General features: G+C 39.0%; 22 protein-coding genes. 18 read left to right on the top strand and 4 right to left on the bottom strand.

Translation table 11 applies throughout. The features are described from left to right. Positions 1-42 precede the first annotated feature (42 nt). The 15 genes from mutY (at position 43) to groL (ending at position 15,127) form a co-directional block, all read left to right on the top strand. Positions 43-1,092 carry an A/G-specific adenine glycosylase gene (mutY, locus tag B2O97_RS11330; RefSeq protein WP_286767404.1) on the top strand — a complete coding sequence of 350 codons (1,050 nt, stop codon included), beginning with the start codon at positions 43-45 and terminating at the stop codon, positions 1,090-1,092. A 19-nt stretch (positions 1,093-1,111) separates the two neighbouring features. Continuing rightward, positions 1,112-1,570, top strand: a complete 459-nt coding sequence (locus B2O97_RS11325) for a single-stranded DNA-binding protein (protein WP_046674796.1) — start codon at positions 1,112-1,114, stop codon at positions 1,568-1,570. A gap of 236 nt (positions 1,571-1,806) precedes the next feature. Continuing rightward, a complete protein-coding gene (gene pheS / locus B2O97_RS11320; RefSeq protein ID WP_046674797.1) occupies positions 1,807-2,847 on the top strand; it encodes a phenylalanine--tRNA ligase subunit alpha in 1,041 nt (346 codons plus the stop codon). Between the two features lie 125 nt (positions 2,848-2,972). After that, on the top strand, positions 2,973-3,548 hold the full coding sequence (locus B2O97_RS11315) for a TetR/AcrR family transcriptional regulator (protein WP_046674798.1): 576 nt from the start codon (positions 2,973-2,975) through the stop codon (positions 3,546-3,548). 424 nt (positions 3,549-3,972) lie between these two features. Then, positions 3,973-5,382, top strand: a complete 1,410-nt coding sequence (gene rlmD / locus B2O97_RS11310) for a 23S rRNA (uracil(1939)-C(5))-methyltransferase RlmD (RefSeq protein ID WP_070561796.1) — start codon at positions 3,973-3,975, stop codon at positions 5,380-5,382. Positions 5,383-5,393: 11 nt separating this feature from the next. After that, on the top strand, positions 5,394-5,792 hold the full coding sequence (locus tag B2O97_RS11305; protein WP_112373963.1) for a hypothetical protein: 399 nt from the start codon (positions 5,394-5,396) through the stop codon (positions 5,790-5,792). Between the two features lie 205 nt (positions 5,793-5,997). Further along, positions 5,998-6,750, top strand: a complete 753-nt coding sequence (locus B2O97_RS11300; protein ID WP_070561645.1) for a hypothetical protein — start codon at positions 5,998-6,000, stop codon at positions 6,748-6,750. A 211-nt stretch (positions 6,751-6,961) separates the two neighbouring features. After that, positions 6,962-7,651: an OmpA family protein gene (locus B2O97_RS11295; protein ID WP_172462318.1), complete on the top strand. Its 690-nt coding sequence runs from the start codon at positions 6,962-6,964 to the stop codon at positions 7,649-7,651. Positions 7,652-7,965: 314 nt separating this feature from the next. Further along, a complete protein-coding gene (miaB, locus tag B2O97_RS11290; RefSeq protein ID WP_115046985.1) occupies positions 7,966-9,402 on the top strand; it encodes a tRNA (N6-isopentenyl adenosine(37)-C2)-methylthiotransferase MiaB in 1,437 nt (478 codons plus the stop codon). Between the two features lie 36 nt (positions 9,403-9,438). Then, a complete protein-coding gene (locus B2O97_RS11285; protein ID WP_070561639.1) occupies positions 9,439-10,713 on the top strand; it encodes a sigma-54 interaction domain-containing protein in 1,275 nt (424 codons plus the stop codon). Positions 10,714-10,722: 9 nt separating this feature from the next. Further along, the gene (locus B2O97_RS11280; protein ID WP_070561637.1) at positions 10,723-11,238 is read left to right on the top strand and encodes an LptE family protein; all 516 of its coding nucleotides are present in this window, start codon (positions 10,723-10,725) and stop codon (positions 11,236-11,238) included. A 13-nt stretch (positions 11,239-11,251) separates the two neighbouring features. After that, the gene (locus tag B2O97_RS11275) at positions 11,252-12,322 is read left to right on the top strand and encodes a hypothetical protein (RefSeq protein ID WP_070561635.1); all 1,071 of its coding nucleotides are present in this window, start codon (positions 11,252-11,254) and stop codon (positions 12,320-12,322) included. 12 nt (positions 12,323-12,334) lie between these two features. Further along, complete coding sequence (gene secG / locus B2O97_RS11270; protein ID WP_070561633.1) at positions 12,335-12,748, top strand: preprotein translocase subunit SecG; 414 nt, start codon at positions 12,335-12,337, stop codon at positions 12,746-12,748. 302 nt (positions 12,749-13,050) lie between these two features. After that, positions 13,051-13,326, top strand: a complete 276-nt coding sequence (locus B2O97_RS11265; protein WP_028070710.1) for a co-chaperone GroES — start codon at positions 13,051-13,053, stop codon at positions 13,324-13,326. Between the two features lie 163 nt (positions 13,327-13,489). Next, entirely contained in the window at positions 13,490-15,127 is a 1,638-nt protein-coding gene (groL, locus tag B2O97_RS11260) for a chaperonin GroEL (protein ID WP_070561631.1), read from the top strand. A gap of 69 nt (positions 15,128-15,196) precedes the next feature. Here groL and ggt read toward each other — a convergent pair whose 3' ends face one another. From ggt to B2O97_RS11240, 4 genes are all read right to left on the bottom strand, one after another. After that, a complete protein-coding gene (gene ggt / locus B2O97_RS11255) occupies positions 15,197-16,897 on the bottom strand; it encodes a gamma-glutamyltransferase (RefSeq protein WP_070561629.1) in 1,701 nt (566 codons plus the stop codon). Between the two features lie 60 nt (positions 16,898-16,957). Further along, positions 16,958-17,284 (bottom strand): nucleotide pyrophosphohydrolase, encoded by a 327-nt coding sequence (locus B2O97_RS11250; RefSeq protein WP_070561627.1) that lies wholly within the window; start codon positions 17,282-17,284, stop codon positions 16,958-16,960. 18 nt (positions 17,285-17,302) lie between these two features. Beyond that, positions 17,303-17,761 (bottom strand): D-aminoacyl-tRNA deacylase, encoded by a 459-nt coding sequence (gene dtd, locus B2O97_RS11245; protein ID WP_070561625.1) that lies wholly within the window; start codon positions 17,759-17,761, stop codon positions 17,303-17,305. A 209-nt stretch (positions 17,762-17,970) separates the two neighbouring features. After that, positions 17,971-20,406 carry a TonB-dependent receptor gene (locus tag B2O97_RS11240; protein WP_112373960.1) on the bottom strand — a complete coding sequence of 812 codons (2,436 nt, stop codon included), beginning with the start codon at positions 20,404-20,406 and terminating at the stop codon, positions 17,971-17,973. Between the two features lie 408 nt (positions 20,407-20,814). Between B2O97_RS11240 and B2O97_RS11235 the strand changes: the two genes are divergently transcribed. The 3 genes from B2O97_RS11235 to B2O97_RS11225 all read left to right on the top strand — a co-directional run bounded on the left by B2O97_RS11235 (position 20,815) and on the right by B2O97_RS11225 (position 23,904). Then, positions 20,815-21,990 (top strand): amidohydrolase family protein, encoded by a 1,176-nt coding sequence (locus B2O97_RS11235; RefSeq protein ID WP_070561620.1) that lies wholly within the window; start codon positions 20,815-20,817, stop codon positions 21,988-21,990. Between the two features lie 118 nt (positions 21,991-22,108). Further along, a complete protein-coding gene (locus tag B2O97_RS11230) occupies positions 22,109-22,390 on the top strand; it encodes an acylphosphatase (protein WP_112373959.1) in 282 nt (93 codons plus the stop codon). Positions 22,391-22,434: 44 nt separating this feature from the next. Then, positions 22,435-23,904 (top strand): lipopolysaccharide biosynthesis protein, encoded by a 1,470-nt coding sequence (locus B2O97_RS11225; RefSeq protein WP_286754847.1) that lies wholly within the window; start codon positions 22,435-22,437, stop codon positions 23,902-23,904. Positions 23,905-23,930: the final 26 nt, after the last annotated feature.

Below are 23,930 nucleotides of genomic sequence, written 5' to 3'. Positions count from 1 at the left end.
TGAAATGTTGGTTTTAGCGAAAAATTGCGCATTTTTGTCGCTATGAAATTTGGCGAGGAATTGCAAGCATGGTATCGACAGCATAAACGAGATCTGCCGTGGCGAGAAACAAAAGATGCCTACAAAATATGGCTTTCTGAAATTATTCTGCAACAGACTCGTGTCGAACAGGGCTTACCCTATTATGTACGTTTTGTCGAGCGATTTAAGAATGTTGTGGAATTTGCGAATGCAGAAGAAGATGATATTCTCCATCTTTGGCAAGGTCTGGGTTATTATTCTCGAGGACGGAACATGCATAAGGCTGCCCGAATTGTTCGCGATCAGTATCAGGGTGTCTTTCCGGTAGATTATCAAACATTAATAACGCTTCCGGGAATAGGTGAGTATACTGCTGCGGCGATATCTTCTTTTGCGAACGATGAAGCCCAGGCGGTATTGGATGGAAATGTGTTTCGTGTACTAGCGCGATACTATGGCATAGAAACACCTATCAATTCTACAGAAGGAAAGAAGATTTTTACAGCTATCGCTAAAGAAAATCTTGATCGTAAACACCCGGCATTGTATAATCAGGCAATTATGGATTTTGGGGCTACCCATTGTAAGCCCAAGCTGCCTTTATGTGAATTCTGTATGTTTCGTCCTTCCTGTTATGCGCTGAGTCAGGGGCAGGTAGAGCAGTTGCCTGTAAAGCTTAAAGCCAAGGCAAGTAAAGATAGATACTTTAATTATTTTATCTTGAAGGACAACGATCGGATACTGATGTCCAAACGCGGTGCAAGTGACGTTTGGCAGAACCTATATGAGTTTCCGCTTTTGGAGTCTAACTACAGCTTGTCTATCCCGGATGTTCTTAGCGATGAGTGGTTTATTTCCTGTTTCGGCCCCGATGCACAACTTTATGTTTTACAGCAGCAGACAAAACATATCCTGAGTCATCAGAATATCTACGCGACATTTTTTGATGTGCGGTTAAAAGGCGATCTAATTCAAAAAAAATCCAATTGGGATTATGTATTTCTAAAAGATTTAGATAAATTAGCTAAACACAAGTTGATCTTTACCTTTTTGGAAAGGTCAAATTTTTAACCATTTATGCTTTTAAATTATGTCAGGAGTTAACAAAGTCATTTTAGTGGGACATCTTGGAAAAGATCCCGAAATTCGCTATTTAGAAGGTAATGTCTCTGTTGCCAGTTTTCCATTGGCAACATCAGAAACGTATAACAAAGACGGGAAAAGAGTAGAACAAACCGAATGGCACAATATTGTAATGTGGCGAGGTCTGGCTGACGTGGCTGTAAAATATCTAACAAAGGGGAAGTTAGTTTATATTGAAGGTCGACTGCGGACGCGTACTTATGAGGATAAGGAGGGTATTAGACGATATGCTACAGAGGTTGTCGCTGAAACCTTCACGCTTTTAGGTCGTAAATCGGATTTTGAACCGAATGCTGGTGTAAGTGCTGGTAATACAGCAAACACGCAGGCGCAAAAAGTCGAAGATAAGGAAGTGGAGGTCGATTTTACGGAGAATGATCAGGAGGATAATCCATTACCATTTTAAGCTGAAGAATTTGAGATTATGTAAAAACTTTACATGTATAATAACTATTGTAAAATCATCGATAAAACAAAAGAGCAGGCAACTAAGCCTGCTCTTTTGTTTTATCAGCGTTTTAGCCGTATAATCTGATTCCTTTCTCCCAAGCGAGCATGCTGTTTCTGTTGTGATGTTTTTAATGCCCGGTCGAAGTTCAAAATTTCTTTTTGGTGGAAATTTTGGCTATGTTTGCTCTAATTATGTTGCAAGATAGAATTACGCAGTATACTGAAGAGATTAAGGCATTTGCGCCAGCTTCTTCAGCCGATGTAGAAAATTTCAGATTGAAGTTTTTGGTTTCCAAAGGGATTGTGAAAAATCTTTTTGATGAATTCAAAACAGTTACGCCTGAAGAGAAGCGTACTTTGGGAAAAGTGTTGAATGAATTTAAGCAGTTAGCAGAAAATACATTCAAAGAAGCACAAGAAAAGTTCGGGTCTGGTGAGAAGCAAAAATCCCAGGAACTAGCGGGTGATTTAACATTGCCTGGTCAAGGTTTTCAGCTGGGGTCTAGACATCCCATCTCTTTAGTTCGTAAAGAAATTGTTGAAATTTTCAAGAAATTAGGCTTTATTGTATCAGAAGGACCGGAAATTGAAGATGATTGGCATAATTTCTCCGCACTAAATTTTCCGCCGGAACATCCTGCGCGTGATATGCAAGATACTTTCTTTATCAAAAAACAAGAAGGTAATGACATTACATTGAGAACGCACACCTCTTCGGTTCAGGTGCGTTTAATGGAAGCCGGTAAACCGCCATTTCGTGCGATAATGCCTGGACGTGTTTATAGAAATGAAGCTATATCAGCCCGTGCGCACTGTTTCTTTCATCAGGTAGAAGGTTTATATGTAGACGAAAATGTTTCTTTTGCCGATTTGAAACAAACGTTATATCATTTTGTTCAAGAGATGTATGGTGAAGGTACCAAAGTGCGTTTCCGTCCGTCCTATTTTCCTTTCACTGAACCTTCGGCCGAAATGGATATCTCCTGTACAATCTGCAAGGGGGCAGGGTGTAACTTGTGTAAGTACTCTGGCTGGGTAGAAATTTTAGGTTGCGGTATGGTCGATCCTAACGTGCTTGATAACTGTGGTATCGATAGTAAAAAGTATTCTGGTTTTGCTTTTGGTATGGGAATAGAACGTATCACAAACCTTAAATATGTGATTAAAGACTTACGTCTTTTCTCAGAAAATGACACACGTTTCTTGTCTCAATTTGAGACTGAATTAATATAAATTATTCATTGTAAAGATTGTGGCATCACATTATTCTCTACGATAACTAGGCAAGAGAACAATGTGATGCTTTTTGGTCTTTAGGCTTTGTAGATGACTTTCAACATTCGTACGATCTAACGTATATGGAACCAGATTATATTATTGAATCCATAAAAAGAACAGCACGTGAGCTCTTTCGTCAAAATGGCTATCATAAAACCAGTGTGAACACATTGGCAAAAAAAGCTAAGATTGCGAAGGCGACAGTGTACAAGTATTTTGATAGTAAAGAAATGATCCTGCATGCCATTCTCATGGATTATCTTCGTGCGAGTCTGCAGGATATTTTGAAAACAACCAAATATGAAGATGATATGGCTTCGTTTTTGGCGTCTACAATATTGCGGGTAAGCCGACTGACCTATACGGCTTGCAATGAATTGATCGGCTGGGAATTTATCCGGGAATCTGCAAACGCCCAAGAATATTTAAAAACGCTGTCTGAAGATTTGGAGTTTCTGCTCTTAAGTACATTCATTCAGAATGAAAAGATAAATGAAGCGATTAGCGAAGAGAAGCTAACCTTTTTGATCAAGTCCAGTAAAAGTATTGTGTTTTCTTTTGCTTTTACGGCTGTCTCAGATGCCGATGTGCGGAAAAACTTTATTTCGTTTCAGAAAGAAATCCTTCCTTATCTTGTTCAGGCAACAGTTCAGTAAAGTTGTTATAACGCGCGCATCCCTTTCTAATTCGCGACGTTATGTCCATTCCTGAAAAAGGTTTACATCTTATCTTTTTTGCATGCTCACTTTTTTATGATGCTCTGCAACGTTCATGCTGTTGCCGGGTTGTATTCGTATTGTGTTCGTACCACCTTCGGAGATGAACACTCTTGCAACTATTATTGACCTGACTCGGAACAGATAATTCCTGTTCAGAGTCAGGTCAGAATCTGGTCAGTATTGGTACACAATCTGTATCGCATCCGAATAAGGTACGAACAATGTCCGAATCTGATCCCCGTATTTTATTCGCTTGAAACTTATCATACCCGTCAGGTACTCGTTTATGCCAGTGATAATCAATGGCTATAAATCATTTATGCAGATGAAAAATCGGTATAAATTTGTATTTTTGCACCCTATGAGTAGAAGAATTCCGCAAGAGAAAAAGTTCTTGAAAGATATTGCCATCATTGATATTGCCGAAGAGGGTAGAGGTGTTGGAAAAACCGAAGATTTGGTTTTGTTTGTAGAAAAAGCTGTTCCCGGTGATGTTGTTGACGTGGAGCTTATGCGCAAGAAAAAGAATTTTGCGGAAGCTCGGGTAACCAGTTTAAAAGAGGCTTCATCTTATCGCGTAGATCCGTTTTGTGAACATTTCGGTGTGTGTGGTGGATGTAAATGGCAGCATATGACCTATGATGCTCAATTAAAATTCAAGCAACAATCTGTCGATAATGCCCTATCGCGTATTGGGAAAGTGGATACTTCAGCGATGGAAAGTATCTTGGGCTCTGCGCAAACGGAATACTATAGAAATAAATTAGAATATACATTTTCCAACAAAAAATGGTTGACTTCAGTTGATGAAGATGCGTCCCAATTGGAAATGAATGCGCTAGGTTTTCACGTGCCAGGGCGTTTTGATAAGATTTTAGATATTGATCATTGTTTTTTGCAAGAAGATCCGTCAAATGAAGTTCGCAACAGCATTCGTGATTTTGCGCTTAGTCAAGGTATGACGTTCTACGATCTGCGTGAACACACCGGTGTATTGCGCAATTTGATTATCCGTATCTCGTCTACCGGGGAGATGATGGTGATCGTTGTGTTTGCATATCCTGAAGAAGGACAGGTTGAGTTGTTGATGGAATTTGTTAAAGAAAAGTTTCCTCAAGTCGCTTCCCTGTTATATATCGTAAACCAGAAACGCAATGATACAATCTTCGACCAGGATATTCATGTATATGCAGGTCGTGACTTTATCTATGAGGAGATGGAGGGCTTGCGTTACAAAGTGGGGCCTAAGTCGTTCTATCAAACAAACTCTGCACAAGCGTATGAGCTGTATAAAATCACACGTGACTTTGCCAATTTAAAGGGGGATGAGCTGGTGTATGATTTGTATACAGGAGCAGGTACAATTGCAAACTTTGTCGCTAAGAAGGCAAGAGAAGTTGTGGGTGTAGAGTATGTTCCCACTGCCATTGAGGACGCTAAAGTGAATTCGTCGATCAATGATATCACGAATACAAAGTTTTACGCCGGTGATATGAAAGATGTGTTGACCCCTTCCTTTATCGCCGAACACGGTAAACCGGATGTGGTTATTACCGATCCACCACGTGCAGGAATGCACGCTGACGTTGTAGCGCGTTTGTTAGAAATGGAATCGCCGCGTATTGTATATGTCAGTTGTAATGCTGCTACACAGGCCCGCGATTTGGTGTTGTTAGGCGAAAAATATGAGGTGAAGCGGATCAAGCCGGTAGATATGTTTCCGCATACGCAACACGTTGAGAATGTCGTTTTATTGGAGTTAAAGAAGTAATAGGATACCATATGGAAGTAGAAGATTTATTTGCAGGATCTGCAAGAGAAGAAAATGCAGCGTCTACAGCGCAAAGTCCATTGAAGAGTTTGCAGGTAGATCTCGATTTTTATAGTGAATCAATCCGTGAGGTAGCGCAGGAGATTGTTGAAGAAGGTTATTCTGACTATCCTATTTTTGTTGCACATCAGCATGAAGTTTCTGTTGGTGAACTGATATTGGATCGTAAAGAATTGGAAACGAAATGGAGTATAAATGCCTCTACATTGGAAGAGTTTGTAGAAATGGATATTATTCAAGAAGATCGTAAGGCTTCTTTTATTCAGAACTATAAACCTGCGAAAGACTATATGTGCTTATTTGTTGTCGTTGCTGAAGGCGCTAATTTTGTTTTTTATCCATACAAGTGATCAACAAAGAATATTTAAACTTTTTTAACAGTACAAGTGTCAAACTATTACTACTTTTAGCAAAGTAGGTTAGGTGTAACAGGGAATTAATAAATTGAAATAAATTATAAACTGTTCTTGCGGAAATAAATGTTTGACCCAATAAAATTGTTGAGAATCACAATCGCACTGAAACCAATTGGGGTAATTGAAGAGAAATATTAGGATGAAAATAATACAGATACATATATTAGGGCTTTTTTTACTGTTATTCACCTATTTCGGTGCTACTGCGCAACAGTTGCAGAAGGTTTCGGGGATGGTGCTGCAAAAAGGTAACGGTAATCGCATTGGAGATGCTGTGGTGCTTAATATGCGTACACACAGGTCTACGTTGAGTAACTCTTTTGGTGTTTTTACGATTGATGCATCGGTAGGAGATTCCTTGTCTTTTACAAAAGTTGGGTATTCACCGGTTAAAACTGTGCTGACCAACCTGAACGAGTTTTATGTGGAGTTGCAAGAAGGGATCCGATTGGAGACTGTCATCGTTGAACGAAAAACAAAGGAGGCCGAATTAAATGATGCCATGAGTAATTACGCTAAAAAGGGCGTTTATAATGGGGGTAAAAATAAGTTCGGGACCTATCTGGGTAGCCCGGCAACAGCGCTTTATAATCTTTTTGGACGGGAAGCCAAGAACGCCAAACGCTTTGGGCGTTTTATGGATAGGGAGAAGGATGAGTTGCAAGTTGATCGTATTTTTTCTCGGGAGGCTGTTAAAAACCTGACGAAACTGGATAGTACAGAATTAGATGCTTTTATGATACGCTATCGTCCATCGTTTGATCTTGCTGAGCATTGGGGACAGTACGATCTAATGCATTACGTACAGCAGTCTATGGACGACTTTAATGCCAAGGGAAGGCCTAAAGGGGCTCTTTTACCTGATATTGAAGTAAAGACTCAAGAAAAATAAAAACATTTTGCTTTTGTTACTGTTAGCTGATTGTAAGGTCGGAAAAGGTGATTTAAAATTTTGTAGCGTATCAACGTCATTTTCGGAAGTTTTAAGCGCCTTTTGTCGTGTTTTGTAACAAAAAAGTTGATAAAAATATCTTTTGGCACTTTGTTTGATTTTAGTAGAACGGTATTTAATTTGAATATTAAAAGTCTTAGATAGCATACATATGAAAATGAATAGAAAATTGGCTGTATTAGGTTTGACAGTTGCAACCTCAGCTATGTTATTTGGAAGTTGTTCTACCATCCAAAATACAAATAATACAACTAAAGGCGGCGTAATCGGTGGTGTTGCCGGTGGTGCATTGGGTGCATTGATCGGAGGTAAAGCTGGTAATACGGCAATAGGTACTTTGGCTGGTGCTGCCATTGGTGGTGCTGCAGGTGTATTGATCGGTAAAAAAATGGATAAGCAAGCCGCTGAGATTTCTAAAACTGTTGAAGGCGCGGAAGTTACACAATCTGCGGAAGGAATCGTGGTTAAGTTTGATTCAGGTATTTTATTCGATTTCAATAAATCAGATTTAAAAGCGTCAGCTAAAGATAATATCGCAAATTTGGTAACAACCTTGAACAAAGAACAAGGTACTGAAATCCTGGTTATCGGACATACAGATAATGTAGGTACGTTGGCTGCGAATGAAAAAGTGTCTTTGGACCGCGCAAATTCTGTACGTGCATTTGCGGTATCTAAAGGCTTAGCGTCTTCGCGTATTAGAACTGAAGGTAGAAACTTCTCTGAGCCAATTGCAAGTAACGATACGGAAGCAGGACGTGCTCAAAATCGTCGTGTTGAAATCGTGATTGTGGCAGGTGATCAAATGAAGAAAGAAGCAAAACAACAAGCAGGTCAATAAATCTGATTCAGGACTTTGGTCTTTTCGGAGTCTGTTTGACTTGATTGCGAATCATAGAAAAAGCGCTGATAAATTCAGCGCTTTTTTTGTGGAATACAGCCGTCCGAATTTTTATACGGCCCATTTACGCCTAAAATTTGACAAAGTATAAACCATATTTCTGTCTGACAAACTGTCATTATATGGATTTAAATTTCTAACTTTGTAGTCTTTGAAATAACTAAGGGCTTGAAATCAGATCAGCAAAAGATGAGTATTTGCGTTAGTTATTCCATCGAAAATAATAAAAATTATATTCTATTGAATATCGAGCTATGCTAGATTTAACACATACCACTAAGGAACACGACGAATCTCGTCAGGGTGAGGCATTATTATTAGAACAGGATCCGATTTTAAGTAATGGACGCAAACTGTATATTGAAAGTTACGGTTGCCAGATGAATTTTTCGGATAGTGAGATTGTTGCTTCTATTTTGTTGGATAAGGGATTTGAAACAACCAAGAATTATCAGGAAGCTGATGTGGTTTTTATTAATACCTGTTCAATCCGCGAAAATGCAGAACAGCGGGTACGCAATCGTCTAAAGGAATTTGAAGCTGCTAAAGCAAAAAATCCCGGAATGATCGTTGGTGTGCTGGGCTGTATGGCGGAGCGTTTGAAATCGAAATTTTTAGAAGAAGAAAAGTTGGTGGATGTCGTGGTGGGGCCAGATGCTTATCGCGATCTACCAAATTTGATTGATAAAGTTGACGATGGAGCTAAAGCTGTAAACGTTTTATTATCTCGGGAGGAAACGTATGCCGATATTAATCCTGTCCGTTTAAACTCGAACGGTGTGACAGCTTTTATTTCGATTATGCGCGGTTGCGACAATATGTGTTCTTTTTGTGTTGTTCCTTTTACACGTGGACGTGAACGTAGTCGTGATCCACAATCTATCGTGAAGGAAGCCCAAGATCTTTTCAATGCCGGATATAAGGAGGTTACGTTGTTGGGACAAAATGTGGATTCGTATAAATATACTGCTCCAGTAGCTGAAGGGGAGGAACCGGGTGAAACCATAACATTTGCTAGCTTGCTTACAATGGTTGCTGAAATCAGCCCGCTTTTACGTATTCGCTTTTCTACTTCCCATCCAAAAGATATTACAGATGAAGTTTTATATGCAATCGCTTCGCATGAAAACATCTGTAATTATATTCACTTGCCAGTTCAATCAGGGAACTCTAGAGTATTGGAATTAATGAACCGTACCTATGACCGTGAATGGTATATGGAGCGTGTCGATGCCATCCGTCGTATTATTCCGGATTGTGCTATTTCCACAGATGTTATTACAGGTTTCTGTACTGAAACAGAAGAGGAGCATCAAGAAACATTGTCTATGATGGATTATGTCAAATACGATTTCGCCTATATGTTTGCTTATTCAGAAAGACCAGGTACATTGGCGGCAAAAAGATACGCAGATGATATTCCTGAAGATGTTAAAAAACGTCGTTTGACAGAAGTGATCAATAAACAGCGCGATCATAGTTTATACCGTTATCAACATTTTATTGGCAAAGTTTGTAAAGTGCTTGTTGAGGGATTTTCGAAAAGATCTGAGTTTGATTTCTGTGGCCGTAATGATCAAAATGCATTGGTGGTATTTCCAATTGATCCTCGATTTAAACAAGGCGATTATGTGAATGTACTTATCGAGTCATGTACCTCTGCGACATTATTGGGAAAGATTGTTGATTAAGAAAACTTAGATTGTTTTATTTCCAACTGGAAATTTATGGATAACCAAGATATAAAGAATAGATTTGGAATTATTGGTAATTCGCCTTTGTTGAATCGTGCTATTGATATTGCACGACAAGTGGCTCCAACTGATATCTCCGTACTAATACAAGGTGAAAGTGGGAGTGGTAAAGAGGTTTTTTCGCATATTATCCATCAATTAAGCTCACGTAAGCATGGCCCTTTTATTGCGGTCAATTGTGGAGCTATACCAGAGGGGACCATTGACTCTGAGTTATTTGGTCACGAAAAGGGTTCCTTTACAGGTGCCCATGAAGCCAGAAAGGGATATTTTGAGGTCGTTGACGGTGGAACAATCTTTTTGGATGAAGTAGGTGAGTTGCCTTTGGGTACGCAAGCAAGATTATTACGTGTATTGGAGTCAGGTGAGTATATACGGGTAGGGTCATCCAAGGTACAGAAGACAAATGTACGTGTGGTTGCTGCGACAAATGTGAATGTATTTGAAGCTGTACAAAAAGGTAAATTTCGCGAAGATCTTTATTATCGTCTGAATACTGTACCGTTGCGTGTACCGTCATTACGTGAAAGACCTGAAGATATCAACTTATTATTTCGCAAGTTTATTGTAGATTTTTCTGAGAAATACCGTACACCTGGGGTTCAATTGACAGAAGATGCACAAAATATGCTGCGCAACTATAGCTGGCCCGGAAACGTGCGTCAACTGAAAAATGTTGCGGAGCAAATTGCAGTTTTGGAGAAAGAACGCGTTGTCGATGCCTATACACTTCAAAATTATCTGCCCAATGAATCCCGAACGAGTTTGCCAGCGGTAGTTCCTTCAAATAATGGTGGAAAAGAGGATTTCTCCGAAAGAGATTTGCTGTATAAGGTCTTATTTGATATGAAGAAGGATATGGTTGATCTGAAAAAACTGGTGGTTGAATTAATTCAGAAAGGTGTCGATTCGAGCACATTTGATCAAAATTCCCCTTACATTAATCAGTTATACCAGGAGATTGAACCACAATTGAAAGCAGAACCAGAAAATTATAATACAACCCCAACGCTCACCATACATTCTCCAGCAAATACAACAAACGTATTAAAAAGTCCTGTTGCACAGGATGAATACCTGCAGGATGCTCAAGAAGTTGAGGAATCTTTATCGCTTGTTGATAAAGAGTCTGATCTGATTAAAAAAGCGCTGAAAAAGCACCGAGGTAAACGTAAAGCTGCTGCGCAAGAGTTGGGGATTTCTGAAAGAACTTTGTACAGAAAAATTAAAGACTTAAATTTAGATTAAGGTTTACAGATGTTGTCAAGAAAAATTTTATATGCTTTTCTCACCACAATCTTTTTGTTTGTAATGAATAGTTGTGGGGTAAAATATGGATTTACTGGTGGATCCATTCCTGAGGGAATGAAAACAGTTAATATTCAATATTTCGAAAATATAGCTCCTTTGGTTTATCCAACCTTAAGTCAGAATTTTACGGAGGCACTGAAAGAACGTATCCGTAACCAATCTCGATTGAGTCAGGTGAATCAAGACGGTGATGCTACCTTTGAGGGATTTATTACAGAGTATTCGATAAGTCCTGCAGCTGTTGAAGCTGGGACAGATCGTGCAGCGATGAATAGGTTGACGATTACAATCAAGGTTAGTTATCATAATAAAATTAATCCGAAGGATGATTTTGAACAGCCTTTTACGCGATTTAAAGAGTTTGCAGGTAATCTTCAGAGTGCACAAGAAGAGACCTTGGGTAAAGAAATTATTCAAATGCTAACTGAGGATATATACAATAAAGCGTTTGCTAATTGGTAATTCTATTTCCAAGATGAATCTTAATATATCATTATCCAATAACGAGCTTTTTTTTCAAGCAATCAATCATCCCGACACTGTGGCGGAAGATGTTGTTTTAGCATTGATTGAAAAATACCCTTATGCCCAAAGCCTGCGATTTATCTATGAACGCAAAGTTTTTGGCAAGCATAGTTCAGTTCAGAATTTATCGTCTACTTTGCTCTATGCATCTTCTCCGAGTTGGTTGTATGAATTTATGCATTGTAAACCAACGACAGAGCCTGATGTATTCATGCCGTCAGATGAAATTCCAGTGGATGGAGCACTTCGCGACGATGATGGGACTATCGAAATTGAAGCTGAGCGTGAAACGGTAGCTGAACCAGTTTTATCCAAGATTGAGGTTGATGAATTGGATCGTTTGATTCAAGCCGGGGTTGCAAAAGATTATTTTCGGTCAAACGATCAGCAGCAAGAAAATAGTGTCGATTCAGAGGAACCTGCATTAGTAGCACCTGTTGTAGCGGAAGCTGTTGCCAATACAATGGATGATGGTCAGGAGCGTGTTTCGGTCTATGATGATGATACCATGCCCTACAGTTTCTTGTGGTGGTTGCATAAGACGAGATTAGAATATGCTGATACCTATCAGCCCTATGTAAAATCTCCATTACGCCCAATGACGCCCTCGAATGACGATATTGCTAAAATTCATGAGAAGCTGGATAATCAGCTACTCGATCAACAGATCCGGGAAAATATCTTTCATTTACAATCGCCTGAAGCAAAGTTAAGTGATGAGGTTAAAACGACAATCTCTTTTCAAATACCGCGTAAAACAGACGAGGTAATCGAAAAATTTATTCGTGAAGAACCTATGATTCAGCCCCTGCAAGCAGAAAAGTTAGACTTGGAGAATAAAGCTAGAAAAAGTTCGGAAGATCAGCATTCACTTGTTACCGAAACACTTGCAAAGATCTATGTGGAACAGGGCTTATATCCAAAAGCAATAGATGTTTACAAAAAATTAGTTTTGAAATATCCAGAAAAAAATGCTTACTTTGCGGCACGCATAACAGAATTAGAAAAGAAATTAAATTAATAACATAAAGAGATGCAAGGATTATTAATCGGTCTAATCATATTAGCTAGTATTATTTTGGCGTTTTTGGTTTTAATCCAAAATCCAAAAGGAGGAGGTTTGTCATCTGGTTTTTCAGGTGGAACGAATCTTATGGGAGTAAAACGTACAGGTGACTTTTTGGAAAAAGGTACCTGGATCATGGTTATTGCCATTATGGTATTTAGCTTAGGTGTAAATGTTATTGGTACGTCTCCAAGTACATCTAAAGGTGGATTGGGGGGTCAAATCGAAGCGCCTAAACAACAAGGTCCATTGAACTTGGGTACTGGACAACAACCTGTTGGCGCTCCGGCGGGACAAGGGCAAGCTGCTCCGGCTCAATCGCAAGAAAAGGCTCCAGCGGCTACACCGACAACAAAACCAGCAGAAGAAGCTAAGAAATAGTTGTCAGTAAAAAATGATGAGCCCCGTTTGTTTGTACAGACGGGGCTTTTTTATGTTCGATATTTTGTTTAAGACAGGTATGTAGCGATAAATTTATTAGTCTGTCTGTCGAAGGAAGTAAGACTGACAGACTGGGAATGACAGTGTGACAGCAAAATGAATTTTTGTCGATGGAGATATTAACTTTTCTGTGAAAAATTGTCTTATAAGCTGTCTTAATTACAATTGGCATAAAAGATGATGTGTTTATAGCGATTATAACATTAAAATAAATTCAATAACAGATAAAAAGTAAATTAATTATGGCATTAAGTATCAAACCTATCGGAGACAGAGTAGTAGTAGAAGCTGCTCCAGCAGAAGAAAAAACAGCTTCAGGGTTGTATATCCCCGATACAGCAAAAGAAAAACCATCTCAAGGTACAGTAGTTGCTGTAGGTACAGGTAAAGTTGACGAACCGTTAACTGTGAAAGTTGGTGACAAAGTATTATACGGAAAATACGCAGGTACTGAAATTACTTACGAAGGAAAAGAGTACTTAATTATGCGTGAGTCTGATATTTACGCGGTTATCTAATTAATAGGAACAGTTTATTTAAAACGAGCTTACTGGCTCAATTAAAAATTCAATAGGTTATTTTAGTGAAGCTGTAAAATTGGACGTGTAAAAAATAAATCGGTTTACGGTTTAATTTAAACTCGAATTACACTTCTTAGAAATACTAAATACTCATATAAAAATGGCAAAACAAGTAAAATATAACGTTGAGGCTCGCGAGGCCCTTAAAAAAGGTGTAGATACTTTAGCGAATGCAGTTAAAGTAACATTGGGTCCTAAAGGACGTAACGTAATTATTGAGAAAAAATTTGGTGCTCCAGTAATTACTAAAGATGGTGTTTCGGTAGCGAAAGAAATCGAATTGAAAGACGCTTTAGAAAATATGGGTGCACAAATGGTAAAAGAAGTAGCTTCTAAAACAGCAGATCAAGCTGGTGACGGTACGACTACTGCTACTGTATTGGCACAAGCAATCGTTGCTCCAGGTATCAAATCTGTGGCTGCTGGAGCTAATCCAATGGATCTAAAACGTGGTATTGACAAAGCTGTTGCAACTGTTGTTGCTAACTTGAAATCTCAATCTCAAGAAGTTGGTCAAGACAATAATAAAATTAAACAAGTTGCTACTATTTCTGCAAACAACGACGAAGTAATTGGTGCTTTGATTGCTCAAGCAATGGAAAAAGTAGGTAACGACGGTGTTATCACTGTTGAAGAGGCAAAAGGTACTGAAACAGAAGTAAAAACTGTAGAAGGTATGCAATTTGACCGTGGTTATTTGTCTCCATATTTTGTGACCAACTCTGACAAAATGGAAGCGGAATTAGATAATCCATACATTTTGATCTACGACAAGAAAATCAGCAACATGAAAGAATTGTTGCCTATCTTGGAGAAACAAGTTCAAACTGGTAAACCATTATTAATCATTGCTGAAGACTTAGATGGTGAGGCATTGGCAACATTAGTTGTTAATAAAATCCGTGGTTCGTTGAAAGTTGCGGCTGTTAAAGCTCCAGGTTTCGGTGACCGTCGTAAAGCAATGTTAGAAGATATCGCTATCTTAACTGGTGGTACTGTTATCTCTGAAGAAAGAGGTTTCAAATTAGAAAATGCTGAGTTATCTTACTTAGGTCAAGCTGAAAAAGTTCAAGTTGACAAAGATAACACAACGATTATCAATGGTTCTGGTAATGTAGAGGATATTAAAGCACGTGTTGCTCAAATCCGTTCACAAATCGAAACAACAACTTCTGACTACGATCGCGAAAAACTACAAGAACGTTTAGCAAAATTGTCAGGTGGTGTAGCCGTGTTATATGTCGGTGCAACTACTGAGGTTGAAATGAAAGAGAAAAAAGACCGTGTTGATGATGCTTTACACGCAACTCGTGCAGCTGTTGAAGAAGGTATTATCGCTGGTGGTGGTGTTGCCTTCATTCGCTCAACTGAAGCTTTGGTAAACCTTAAAGGTGACAACGAAGATGAGCAAATCGGTATTGACATCATCAAACGCGCTATCGAAGAGCCATTACGTCAGATCTGTAATAACGCTGGTATCGAAGGCGCAGTAATCGTTCAAAAAGTGAAAGAAGGAACTGCAGATTTCGGTTACAATGCACGTACAGACCGTTACGAAAACTTAATCGCTGCTGGTGTAATTGATCCAACTAAAGTATCTCGTGTAGCATTGGAAAATGCAGCTTCAGTTGCTTCAATGTTATTAACTACAGAGTGTGTATTGGCTGACGAAGCTGAAGAAAACCCTGTAGGTGCTGGTGCGCCTCCAATGGGTGGCGGTATGGGTGGAATGATGTAAGATCATCCCATTTCTAAATAAAAAAGAAAGGCTCATTTGGAATTCCAAATGAGCCTTTCTTTTTGTTCTTTAATAGCCTTTTGCCGTATCGTCTCCACGCGGGTCGGCTCCTGTCTGTAATTTACCATTTGGTAATACAAGTATATTCTCCACGCGGCCGATTGTCCCTCTCGGATTTATCGTATAGCCATCTTTTGTCAATCGATCACGTAGATTGACATCGATTGCGTTATTTTCAACGTCAATACGATCAGGAAGCCATTGATGATGAAATCTTGGCAGGCTCACAGCTGATTGGGCATTTTGTCGGAAGTCAATAACATTGAGGATGGTCTGAAAAACAGAGGTAATGATGGTTGATCCTCCAGGGGTTCCTACAACCATAAATAGTTTGCCATCTTTTTCTACAATAGTGGGTGTCATGGAGCTGAGCATCCTTTTGCCGGGCTGAATCTCGTTCGCTTTTTCCCCAGTAAGCCCATACATGTTTGGGATACCGGTCTTTACGGAGAAATCGTCCATTTCATTATTTAGGAGAAAACCTGCGCCCTCCACAAATACTCCTGAGCCATAAGAATCATTAAGTGTTGTTGTAATGGATACTGCATTCCCTTGCTCGTCTACAATATTGAAATGCGTCGTTTGTTCACTTTCATAACCCGGAATGACATCTGCATTGACATCTTTGCTTGATGTCGCTTTATGGAAATTGACTGAATGGAGTTTATGCGCATTTGAGCTTGAGTCAATAAGCTGTTCGACAGGTACCTTAATAAAATCAGGATCTCCTAAATATTTAGCCCGATTGGCATATACATAGCGTTCAGCTTCGACCATAACACGAATGGTTGAATCGGTTTGGAAGCCCCAGCGTTGAAGTGGAAACTGTTCGACTGATTTGAGCAGGGCTAAAAGAGATGTTCCCCCACTCGAAGGTGGTGGCATGGAAATAACTTTGTGGCCCCTATAATTTGTGGAAATTGGGGTACGCCAAAGTGCCTGATAATCCAGTAGATCTTGATGATTAATAATGCCTTTCCCTTTGTCCATTTCGGCAACAATTAAATCGGCCGTTTTACCTTTATAGAAACCGTCTCGGCCTTCGATTGCGATTCTTTCCAGTGTTTTTGCAAGTTCCTCCTGGATAAATAGATCACCTGCTCGCCAAACTGTGGTTTTGATAATTGCAGCACCAGCGGGATTCAGTTTGACAAAACGCTCTTTATGGCTTTCAAACTCATTGGCTTGTCGTTGACTGATTTTAAACCCTGTTCTGGCTAGCTGTATTGCTGGGAGTACGAGATCTTTCCATTGTAATTTGCCGTACTTTCTGTGGGCTTCCCACATACCAGCAACAGATCCAGGGATACCAGAGGCCAATTGACTATAAAGGCTCAACTCCGGAATAACATTGCCTTGGGCATCGAGATACATATCCCGGGATGCTTTTAGGGGAGCCTTCTCACGAAAATCTAAGGCATCTAAATTACCCCGATGATCGCGGTAGAGCATAAAGCCACCGCCGCCAATATTTCCTGCATTGGGATAAACAACTGCAAGAGCAAATTGTACGGCAACTGCAGCATCTATTGCATTCCCACCTTGTTTTAAAATCTTTACCCCGACTTCTGAAGCCAAAGGATGTGCTGTGACAACGGCAGCCTTATTAAAAGTACTGGCCTGCTCAACCTTAGTATTTAGCTGCTGTCTTGTCGCACAAGAGGCAAAGCATATGCTTGCTATGAGCGAATAGGTTATGAATTTATACATCGTACGCGATTTAAAATTAAATATTATCTCAAAGAGGTGTACAAACAATACTACTCTTGGTTATTTAAGTTTTTCGTTGTTTTTATGGCGGTCGGCATCCCGAATTGATTTCTTTTGAAGATTTTGTTCCAAAGCCGCTGTTAGATCAATTCCCGTTTGATTGGCAAGGCACATCAAAACGAATAATACATCGGCCATTTCATCTGCTAAATTAACTTCTTTGTCTGACTTTTTGAAAGATTGTTCTCCGTATTGCCGAGCCATTATTCGGGCAACTTCACCGACTTCTTCCATGAGTATGGCGGTGTTTGTCAACTCGTTGAAATAACGTACTCCGGTACTATTGATCCATTTGTCAATAATCTCTTGTGCTTCTTTAATAGTCATCTTGTGTTCAATTAAAAATTAAAAGTTGTCCTTATCTTTTGTGTCCATGACGATGGTAACTGGACCATCATTCAGTAGGTCGATTTTCATATCGGCTCCGAATATGCCAAGCTGAACCTCTTTTTGGAGCAATTGACTTAGCAGTAAAGCCATCTCTTCATACATTGGTTTGGCTTTGTCCGGTTTTGCTGCTCTGATAAAGGAAGGCCTGTTTCCTTTTTTTGTTTGAGCAAAGAGCGTGAATTGTGAGATGAGTAAGATATTTCCGTCTACATCTTGTATCGACTTATTCATCATACCCTGTTCATCCTCGAAGATGCGTAAGTTGATGAACTTCTGTCCTAACCATTTCAGATCTTCCGTTGTATCTGCTTCTTCAACTCCTAATAAAATCATTAGACCCTTCTGGATCTGGCCTGTTATCTGATTATCTACCGTACAAGAAGCTTTGGTAACTCGTTGTATAACTGCGCGCATAGTGAAAAGTATAAAACCAAAGGTAAAAATTCCGATTGTCAAACACGATGGGAAATTCAGTTTTCTCCAAGGTATATATAGAAACGTCCCTTTCTCCCGAAGGAAAAAGGGACGCTAATTATGCTAAAGGATTTGATCAGAAGCGACCTTCAGTCCGCCTTCCCAGCTACTAATGCGTTTGGAATCAGGAGGCTTTTATAAAGGGTGGTTTAGAATTTGAAATTCAAGCCCAGTAAGAAATTCGTTGGGGCTTGTGGGAAATAGAAATTATAATACTTCCGGGTATCTCCTTCCATCCAGCCAAAGGTGTAGCCATTGGCCTCGTACTTCTCGTTCAGTATATTGTTGACCTGTAAGGTTGCACTGATGTTTTTGATACCTAATGCTGTAAAGTTATAGTTTGCTAACAGATTGTTGACAAAATAAGCGGAAATGCTTCTCTCTTTTGCAGAAGAATTATCCAGGTATTGTCTTCCTACAAATTTGGATAGAAGCGAAAATGTAAGTGATGTTATTGGACTATAAGAGAAATTACTTGACAAAATAGTTCCCGGTGATAAAGCAATGTTTGTTTTCGAATAAAATATCCTTGTATCGCCGATGACCTCTTCAAAGTCCTTAATTTTATTTTGGCTGAAACTAGCTGTTGCTTTCCAATTGAACTGCTTGCTGATGTTCCATGATCCATCGAATTCAAGACCTATTCTATAGCTATCATTGACATTTTGTCGAATTGGAGAGCCTGTATCACTAATTTCACCTGTTGGGATCAACTGATCCTTGTAAAACATGCCATATCCATTTAATCCGATGTTGAATTTTTCATTTGTAAAACGATAGCCCAATTCAATGTCCTGCATTTTCTCTGGGGTAGGATCTGGTAAGGCGCTATTTTTCTCTATAAAATCCTTTCGGACAGGTTCTTTTTGTGCAAAGGCATAAGAAGCGTATACATTTGAATGGTCATTTAGCAGATAAGTTGCACCAGCTTTAGGATTCAGGAAATTAAACTTAGGATGATAATTATAATTTTTTACCTTATCATCATCACCATACATGTGGTAATCTACATTCCGATATTGAATATCGGCCATTAATATCCATTTGTCTAGTTTGTAATCGATTTTTAAGAAATTGCTGAAATCATTTTTTTGTGATTTCCCAAAATAATATTTGTCGTCAAGAAATCCTGTTGATGCATATTGTGCCCAAATCACCTGGCCATAATGTTTTCCTTTATATTGATTATAAGCTCCACCCCAAGTAATTTCAAGCTGATCGTTCGGCCTGTAATTCAGAGCATAAGTCATTCCGTAAAAATAATTATCCAGCCATCTCCTGCGGACAAGATCTGTTTTTTGAATGGTGTCCTTACCAATAATGACGTTAGGCAAACCGTATTTACTTAGTTTATCTCCCGGTCTCATTTCTTCATAGTAACCATAACCTCTTGTATAGTGTAAGGCTGTATTGAGCGTCAATTTGTCGTTCAGTATATTGGTATAATGAAGTTGATGATGTTTCTGCGTATAATTATCTGTTTGATTGTTATACGTGTATAGGTTATAATTACGGCCAGCGTTCATGAAACGATCCTTCTCGGCACCGGAAATTTCGAGTGCATTATCTGCATAATCATCCATGCGCGACCGATCTCCTGTAATCAATGGTTCAGGAACGCCATTCCAGGCTTGATAGGTCTTTTCTTTTCCCCAGAATACAATTCCTTTTAAAATATGTTTCTTGCCATAATACCCTCCGTCCACATAGAAAGATTGTAAGTCTGAACTACCTCTTTCGATGTAACCATCGCTACTTATTCGAGATAATCTGGCATTGAAGGCAAATTTGTCGTCAATTAGTCCGGTACCGACTTTGACCGTATTTTTCCAAGTATTATAAGAGCCAAATGAATTGTTGAGTTCTGCGTAAGGGGTTTCTACTAGAGTATTGGACTGGATATTTAATGAGGCTCCAAATGATCCGGCGCCATTCGTCGAGGTCCCAATACCACGCTGAACTTGGATGCTCTCGGTAGAAGAGGCAAAGTCGGGAAGGTTTACAAAAAAGGAACCCATGCTCTCTGCATCATTTAAGGGGATTCCATTGAGTGTTACGTTGATTCGTTGATTGTCGGATCCCCTGATCGTCATTCCTGTATAACCTATACCCGCACCGGCATCGGAATTTACCTGCACGGACGGGGTCTGATTTAAAAGAAATGGGATATCCTGACCGAGATTGTTACGTGTTATTTCTTCTTTGGAGATGTTTTTAAAGGTTGTAGGAGCATTTCTTTTGGCACGGGTAGATTGAACAAGGACCTCTTCCATTTGAATTGTACTAGGTTCTAATGCTACCGTAAGTTCCAAATTGTCTTTAATATCCACATTTCGGCTCCATGTTTTATATCCAAGAGAAGATACCTGAATCTGATGCTTACCTGTATTGATACGATATAGTTTAATCAGTCCGTTTTTGTCCGATTGGCCAGCGAAGGATGCTTGTCCATCGATGGATATGGAAACGTACTGTAAGGGAGTCTGATTGGTATTGTCTACAGCTTTAATTGTCAGATTTTGTTGCGCAATGGCAATTTGACTTGAAATAGTAGCTAAGGAGCTACAAATCAAAAATTTGATCATGGTAATGTATTTTGTTTGAGTTAAACAAATCATAGCAAGGGGTTACTATGACCGCACTATTTAACTAACCTCTCCCTACGCCAGCATTATCTGGATCAGGTGTACAGAATTTAATCTGTTGGGTATAATCTCAGCCTTTATTTGTGTTCCTGACAAAACAAGGCACCCCTATTCGATGCTGCGAATATATAAATTTAAAATTGAAATGAAGTATAAAGAAGTAATTTATGACAAATACAAAAGAGTGGATTTACGGCTTTATTTCTTTTTGGTTAAAAATTTGTGCAAATTGTTGTTTTTGGTATTTATTGTTCTTTTTAGGTACCTTGGCATGAATTTTTCTACTAGAGGTATGTATTCATACAGGTCAAAAATTTTTAGTTACTAAATTGATAGTGAGGAGATAAAATGTTAAAATATTTAAGCGCTAATTATATTCTGCCGATTACTTCAATGCCAATAAAAGATGGTATTGTTTCGGTAGATGAGGAGGGGGTAATTCAAGGTATCTATGACCCAACTTCATTTACACCTTCAGACAAAACGAAGGTTGAGAGATATGAAGGAGTGATAATTCCAGGTTTTATCAATGCACATTGCCACATTGAATTGTCGCATATGAAAGGTATTGTCCCTAAAGGTACGGGACTTCCGAGTTTTCTTAGTAAGGTGATGACAACGCGGTCGGCGTCGATGAAAAAAATAGACGACGCTATGGCAAAAGCCGATCGAGAGATGTATGAAAATGGTATTGTTGCAGTCGGAGATCATGCCAACACAGATAATTCCTCGAAACTGAAGGAAGATTCTCAGATCTTATATCATACGTTTGTGGAGGTGCTCGGAATTGAACCTGACGAAGCTGACTTTAAGTTAAAAGAGGCTAAATCGTTGACTCAAGAGTTTAGGAATGGGCATGTATCCATTACGCCACACGCGCCATATTCTTGTTCGAAAGTACTTTTCAAAAAATTCAAGAAGATGGTTCCGGAAACAAATATTATCAGTATCCACAATCAAGAAAGTGAAGAGGAGAATAAACTGTTTCGTTATAAAATGGGGGAGTTCCTGGACTTTTATAAAAGTATAGGAAAAAACGCCGATGCGATTAAGGCGCAGGCAAGAAATTCGATTCAGTCCTATCTTCCTTATTTGCCATATCCCAATAAATTATTGTTGGTTCATAATACCTATACTTCTCTTAAAGATCTGGATTTTGTAGAGCGCATGGATCGTGATGTGATGTGGTGTCTTTGTCCAAAAGCCAACCTTTATATTGAAGGAACATTACCAAAGGTTCAGAATTTTATGAATGCCGGACAGCGTTTAGTAATCGGAACGGACAGTTTAGCTTCAAATGATACATTATCCATTTTGGAGGAACTAAAGGTATTGCATGCGCACTTTGAGGATCTCGATTTCTTGCAGACTATTCAATGGGCTACGATTAATGGTGCGATCGCGTTGAACATTGAGGATGAATTTGGCTCACTTGAAGTGGGTAAAAAGCCTGGGATTGTATTGTTGCAAGGTATGGAACACATGCGCCTACATGAAGATGTTAAGGTAAAACGTTTAGCGTAGTATTTAATTCCCCAAAACTTCTGTACTTTTGCTCTTATTGAACCGTCCATGACTATAATAACGGAACTATAGTCATGGTAAGTTCCATCTGACCGATGGAAGAAAAAATAAGTTACAGATGAAACATTTGAATATTTCAATAATAGGTAAAGTACAGGGAGTCTTTTTTAGATTGACAACCAAGGCGGTTGCAGATCAAGTTGGTGTTAGGGGCTTTGTTGTCAATTTAAAAGATGGTTCTGTCTATATTGAGGGCGAGGGCGACGAGTTTGCACTAGATTCACTGTTGGAGTTCTGCCAAGAAGGGCCCGAGGGTGCAATTGTTGAAAGTGTTGAAGTAAAGGAAGGCGAAATGAAGGGCTTTTCCAATTTTGAAGTAGTTAAAAGAGTTCAATCTTAAGTCTTTTCACCTTGTCAGTACTTAAAAAATTCGCTGGACAGACCATGATTTATGGCCTGAGTACGATTATAGCACGTATGCTGTATTTCGTTATGACGCCACTCTATGTCCTCAAATATCCACCTGCGTCCTACGGAATATTTACCAATATGTACGCCTGGGCGTCCATGATCAATGCCGTTTTGGCATTTGGTATGGAAACTACTTTTTTTAGGTTTCTCCAAAAAGTCGAAGAAAAGGATAAGAAGCAGGTTTTCAATAATAGTTTTATCGTCATTGCCACTCTGGCAACATTATTTTTTATAACGGCCATTGTCTTTGCTGGCACTATTGGTGGTTGGTTGAATAAGGGAACTTACAATGCCGATTACGAGAGCTATGTGAAGTATTTTGCCCTCATATTGGCATTGGATGCTTTAGCTATTGTTCCTTTTGCGAAATTGAGATCGGAGGGAAGGCCTATCCGATTTGGTGCTATTAAATTGGCCAATATCGGTATTATGGTTGTTCTTAACCTATTCTTTATTGCTCTGGTTCCCTATTTGATAAAAGATGGAGGTGCATTGGGCTCTTGGTGTTCCGGTTGGTACAGAAATGAATGGATAGGTTATGTATTTATTTCCAATATTGTGGCAAGTGCAGCGACCTTTCTATTTCTTCTGCCTGAAATGAGAGGTTTTTATTTTAAACCCGAAAAGCAGCTAATCTTAAAGATGCTATCCTATAGCTTTCCGATTTTAATAGCCAATATTTCTTATATCATCAACGAAAATTTAGATAAAATTGTATTGCCAATCTACCTGCCTAAGGATATTGGTGATCGCGATTTGGGGATCTATGGAGCCGTTGGAAAATTGGCGATGTTTCTGAGTATTTTTGTTCAGGCTTTTCGATTGGGGGCAGAGCCATTTTTCTTTTCTTATGCAAAAAATGCAAATGCGAAAAAGACCTATGCGTTAATTATGGAATATTTCGTCATTGCCATGATGTTAGTTATGTTGGGGATTACAGCGAATATTGACTGGCTGAAGTATTTTATTAAAGGAAATGTGGAAACACGTGACTTATATTGGTCTGGACTTTTCATTGTTCCTTTGTTGCTGTTCAATTATGTGCTGCTGGGGATTTATATGAATCTTTCGGTATGGTATAAGCTTTCTGATCAAACGCGGTACGCTTTGTATATTTCATTGGTAGGCGCAGGAATAACCATCGTGGCAAATTATTATCTGATTCCGAGATACAGCTATGTGGGAGCATCAATAGTCACATTTTTAGCCTACTTTGCTATGGTTGTGCTATCTTATGTATGGGGGCAAAAACATTACCCTATACCTTATAAATTGGGAAAGATCCTGATGTATATATTTGCGGGAATATGTTTCTCCTACCTTTCTTACTTTGTATTTCATCATAATGTTTTTATTGGTAATGGACTTTTAATCGCTTACCTGGGAGGTGTATTTTTGATGGAACGAAATCAGCTCAAGCGATTTATCAAGAAAGATGCTTAAAAGAAAAAAGGTCGTGCTAATGTTAA

The organism is Sphingobacterium sp. UBA865 (assembly GCF_002295765.1).
Lineage (GTDB): Bacteria > Bacteroidota > Bacteroidia > Sphingobacteriales > Sphingobacteriaceae > Sphingobacterium > Sphingobacterium multivorum.
Note: the sequence above shows the minus strand (reverse complement) of the source record. Positions and strands in the feature narration are given on the sequence as shown.